Genomic DNA, 4,913 nt, shown 5'->3' with positions numbered 1-4,913 from the left:
ACCTTGACTATCCTTCCTACCGGAGGGATAGATTTAATTATCTTCTCAGCCAGCTTTCCGGCGGCTTCAAAGAGCCGGTTATTGCCCCTGGTTTTGATCTCAAATTGAGGGGTATCATCCAGGGTATCGAGTCTAACCAGTTGAGCCTTAAGAGAAAAACTTTTCTCCTCTTCCTTGAAACTACCTTGAAGCAAATGAGTGGCCGAAAAATAGCTCCGCAAGTGAGGAAAAGCCGGGCTGCCCAGTTCAATCTCGGTAGTATCGGTTTGATTCATAGCCACTACCTTCAGATGAGGGTATTCTTCTAACACGGAGATAAGAAGCTGGCGAAAGACCCTGTCTATTTCCGGATGAAGGAATTCTTCTGGGTTAAACCTCAAAACAGCCAGCCTTATTTCCGGAGGAGGGAGTTTAGTCAGATCAATTTCCTCTTTGGTCGATGAGAGTCCCTCTTTGGTCCGATAGACCCTCTCCAATAGATCTGAGGCCTCAGTATTCTGCGGCTCAAGTTCCATCACCTTCTTTAGCTCTTCAATAGTTAAATCATGCCTTCCTTGATGATAGTAAATCTTAGCCAGATCTAACCTGGCCTTTCCGCTTTGAGGATTGAGCTTGACTGCCTTCCTACGATGGAAAACAGTCCAGGGAATCCTGTTCTCATTAAAGTAGTGCTCGCCGAGTTCAAGATGATAGTCACTGTATTTATTCCTAATAGGGGTAAGCACCTCGTCTTCCATCAAAATGATGTCTTCCAGCTCAGCCATGGCCACTTCATCATAAGGTTTTATTTTTAGTGCGCTCAGGAATTCCTCTCTGGCCTCTAAATTTTTTTCTGCCCCTTTATAACTCAAACCGTAGGCATAATGGGTTAAAGAATCATAAGGGGCCAATCCTGAAAGCACTTCATATAAAGAGACGGCGCGGTCATATTTACCCCTTTTCAGGAAAAAAGTGGCCGCTGCTTTCAGAATCTGAGGATTATTAGGAGCCAATCTAAGGGCACCCCCAAATTCTGCTTCAGCCCTCTTAGGCCGGCCCTGTTGATCGTAGAGGGAAGCCAGGTTCAAATATATCCACGCATTCCGGTCATCATGCACCTTGGCCTCCTTGTAATAAGCCACCGCCCGGTCAAGATCCTGGACCGAAGGCTCTTCCCAATAAATAGACCCTAAATTAATATAGGCCCAGACATATTCCGGATCAATCCTTACGACGATTTTATACTCTTCAATCGCCCGATTAACCTCCCTTAGCTTACGGGCAAGTCTAGCCAGATAAAAGTGGCCGTCAGCAGAGGATGGCTTCAGTTTAAGAACAAGCTCATATTCGACCCGGGCCTTTTCCAGATCGCCTTGAACCTCATAGGTAAAACCGAGATTGATATGAGCCGCTAAATATTTAGGATCAATGGTAATAACCCGCTCAAAGGCCAGAAGCGCCTCTTCATACATCTCAGAGGAAGAATATGCCTGGCCAAGTCCATTGTAAGCCTCTTTATAATAAGGATTTAATCGAATGGCTTGCTGGTAGGCTTCGATGGCCTGAGGGTATTTACCGGCCTGTCGATATTCTTCCCCGGCCTGATAATGCCCTTTGGCTCCAAGGGCTTGCGTAGTTGCTGGTAATAAGAGGACCAGGATAAAAAACACCGCCGCCTGGATGGGGGATTGCAGATTGCGCACCCACTTCGTGGGTACCCGGGATTGGGGATTGGGGATTGCGGATTTTGAATATACTTGTTTCCCCAACTTTCCCCTCCCTTTTACAAACAAATACTGATTGTAACTATTCAGCCACAAAGCCACTAAGGCACGAAGAGAATAATGGAATAGCCCACAACATTACGGTAACTTTAGCTATTTATCGGGTTGTTGATTAAAAAAGAGAGTAACTACTCAGGTGGATAGGCTGAAGGCTGAAGTTCAATAGCCTTCAGCCTTCAGCCTTCAGTCTTCAGCCTATCTACCTTGTAAGCGTTCAGCCACTAAACCGCTAAAGCGGTTGCTTTGGTTTATTAGTATTTACCCATTCACCCCGATAAATCAGGGTGCTATTCTCATGTTTACTTGAGTTTAGCATCCTGATTTATCAGGGTGTTACAGAGGGGATAACATCCAGAATCATAACCGCTTTAGCGGTTTCAACCCCTGAACGGTTACTCTACCTGAATAGTTACTACTGATTACTGACTACTATCTACTTATTTGACGAGATCGATGATTTCACCAGCTATTCGATCGGCTGTTTTTATCGTAGCGGTATTAGCCTGAACACCCCGTTCATTGACTATCATTCCCACCATATTGTCAACCAGATCAACATTGGATGTCTCCAAGGCTCCGGGGATGATACTGCTTTCAGCGAGAGTGGCTCTGGAGGCCTTAAATCCTGGGGTATTCACATTAGCCAGGTTATGGCTTTCTACCTCCAGTCGCTGCTGATGGGCCTTGACACCACTAAGGGCATTATCTAACATTATCCTCATGTTAAATCCACCTCCCTGTAAAATTAGCCATTAGCCAAGAGGAAATAGGGATAATAATCCCTTCTCTCTTGGCTATATGGCCTATTGGCTCTTCAAAACGATGTGGTATTATTCCTCTGGCAGCTTTTTTACAAGCTGGATGAGACCGCTGGTAGAACGTCCCTTGATGAGGGGGATTCTAACCACCTCCCCGCCGCCGGCTTCCACTATTTCCCTCCCCTTAATCTCGCTCAGGCTATACTCATCCCCCTTTATCAGAACATCAGGCAGAAGAGTGGAAATAACCCGAACCGGATCAGGTTCCTCAAAGATAACTACGTAATCCACGCATTCCAGCGCCGCTAAAATCTCCGCTCGTTCCTCTTCAGGGAGGAGTGGACGACCCTGGCCCTTTAGCCCTTTAACCGATAAGTCGCTATTCAGGGCAACCACCAGGATATCTCCAAATTCTTTGGCTTTCTTAAGACACCTGACATGCCCTACATGGAGGAGATCAAAGCAACCATTAGTGAAAACAATGCGATGGCCTTCTTTCTTTAACCCACCAATTATCTCCTTTAACTCGTGGAGACTCTTAATTTTTTCCAACGTATCTCCATACCTTTGGCTCGAAACCTGGGCTATTTTGAATAGTAACTGTCTCACCAGAAGGAGCAAGGATATAGAAACCTTGCCTCTCAGCATACAATTTTGATTCCTCAACGTAATTCATAAAGGCCATTACTCCAATAATCCGCCGGTCACGATACTCTTCAAAGAATTCGTAGAACCTCCCAAGCTTATCCAAAAAGTTATGCACATCTTCTGTGCGAAGATAAGTCTTAACTTCTACCACCAATAAGATATCTATGCCTTCTCTCTTAGCAGGTTGAATAAGATCTAATTCCATTCCCTGACCGTTTATCCTCCTTCTTATCCTGGTAGCTGAAAATGTAGATATATCCATTCCTAAGGCATTAAAAGCCTCTTCTACGCCCGGTCGAACTAATCCTTCCATAAACCTTCCCCAACCATCACTAATACCGGCTACTGATTTATTAACCTTATCGACCTCTTTACTCACCCGATCGACCTCTACCCCAAGCTTATCTAATCCCTTACTAACCCGATCGACCTCTAGAGTAAGCTTATCTAATCTTTTGTCTATCTCTGCATCTGTTTTCCTGATCTGCTCATCTGTTTTCTTTTGACTCTCCCGAAGCTCTTTAGTCCCTTCCAGGAGAGCCCTTATCTCTCGCTGATTCTCCTCTGCGATCTTCCATACCCTTTCGAAGTCTTTTTCAGTAATCATTCACCTCTCACCTCTTTTCTTTGTCGTGGGTACAGAGCCGGTTTCCCAGGATCATTTCCGCCACTTTTTTGCCGGATAGGAGCATACCCCCAAAGATAGGTCCCATCCTGGGACCGCCAAAGACAGCATTAGCCGCCATCCCAGCTACATATAAGCCCGGATAGGCTTCCTTAGTGTTCTCAACAATGGTTCTTTCGCCCACATCAGCCCACATGGGTTTTTCACCCATGATCTCCCCTGTTTCAGTCAGGAGTCCTGGTCCCATCTTTTGGGTTACTATCTTGGTTACTTCAACTGCATGTCCGGTAGCATCAATCACCACGCCGGCTTTTATCACCATTGGATCCACATGGAGGGAGGCCAAACCAACCGCCGCCCAATTTATGACCAGACCCGTGATTCTTTTCTCTCTGATCATAATATCTTCTACTCCCAGAAGATTGAATATCCTTGCCCCGGCTTTAATAGCGGCTAAGATAAGAGTGGCTACTGTTTCAAGGGAGTCGGTTACGTAGTAACCAGGTTCATATTCTTTGGTCCTTATGCCCAGCTCATCCAGGATTTCCATTGACTCAGACTGAAAGACGCACCGGTTATACATCATGCCGCCACCCCACATACCGCCTCCCAAAGAAAGTCTTCTTTCCAAAAGAAGGACCTTAGCCCCTCCCCGCGCCAGGTAATAGGCCGCCGCCAGTCCGGCTGGTCCACCACCGGCAATGGCTACATCTACTTCTAAGCAGTCAATAAAATCTTTATGCCAGCTTTCTGTAATCGCTTTTGAAATAAGGATTTCGTTCAATTCCATAAAATGATATTGCCTCCTCTACCACTGAGAGTGGAGAGCTGAAAGGTCTCCCCTCTTGAAAGTTGCCTCGACTGTATAAAATATAGCATCTAACTGCCTTCCTGTCAAATCAATTTATTACACCTTAAAAAAAAATCCGTAATCGTTCAGGGGGTAATGAAAGTTGAGGAGAAATTTTTGTAGCTATTCAGCTCTTAAGGCACAAAGACATAAAGATTACCAATAATAGCACACGGATTACACGGATGAGACGGATTGACACGGATAAAAATTTATTAGAAAAAATCCGTGAGAATCCGCCAAAATCTGTGTCATCCGTGTGCTATTCT

5 protein-coding genes are annotated in these 4,913 nt (G+C 45.3%); all 5 read right to left on the bottom strand.

Annotation, left to right across the window (positions count from 1 at the left end; all coding sequences use genetic code 11):
* Nucleotides 1–1,748 (bottom strand): tetratricopeptide repeat protein (locus AB1797_13145; protein ID MEW5768532.1); only part of this gene is annotated, 1,748 nt, incomplete at its 3' end.
* 452 nt (nt 1,749–2,200) lie between these two features.
* Nucleotides 2,201–2,485 (bottom strand): flagellar basal body rod C-terminal domain-containing protein, encoded by a 285-nt coding sequence (locus tag AB1797_13140; GenBank protein MEW5768531.1) that lies wholly within the window; start codon nt 2,483–2,485, stop codon nt 2,201–2,203.
* Nucleotides 2,486–2,593: 108 nt separating this feature from the next.
* Nucleotides 2,594–3,073, bottom strand: coding sequence for a D-glycero-beta-D-manno-heptose 1-phosphate adenylyltransferase (gene rfaE2 / locus AB1797_13135; protein MEW5768530.1), 480 nt, complete (start codon nt 3,071–3,073; stop codon nt 2,594–2,596).
* Complete coding sequence (locus tag AB1797_13130) at nt 3,060–3,776, bottom strand: hypothetical protein (protein MEW5768529.1); 717 nt, start codon at nt 3,774–3,776, stop codon at nt 3,060–3,062. Before AB1797_13130 ends, rfaE2 begins: the two co-directional genes overlap by 14 nt.
* A 7-nt stretch (nt 3,777–3,783) precedes the next feature.
* On the bottom strand, nt 3,784–4,584 hold the full coding sequence (locus AB1797_13125; GenBank protein MEW5768528.1) for a sulfide-dependent adenosine diphosphate thiazole synthase: 801 nt from the start codon (nt 4,582–4,584) through the stop codon (nt 3,784–3,786).
* Nucleotides 4,585–4,913: the final 329 nt, after the last annotated feature.

It is taken from the genome of bacterium, from assembly GCA_040753085.1.
Lineage (GTDB): Bacteria > UBA9089 > JASEGY01 > JASEGY01 > JASEGY01 > JASEGY01.
The sequence above is the reverse complement of the archived record's forward strand: the minus strand, read 5'-3'. Positions and strand labels throughout refer to the sequence as shown.

Coding starts and splice junctions, on each gene's coding strand:
- AB1797_13130 (MEW5768529.1), bottom strand. CDS start 3,776: ATGATTACTGAAAAAGACTTCGAAAGGGTATGGAAGATCGCAGAGGAG.
- AB1797_13140 (MEW5768531.1), bottom strand. CDS start 2,485: ATGAGGATAATGTTAGATAATGCCCTTAGTGGTGTCAAGGCCCATCAG.
- AB1797_13125 (MEW5768528.1), bottom strand. CDS start 4,584: ATGGAATTGAACGAAATCCTTATTTCAAAAGCGATTACAGAAAGCTGG.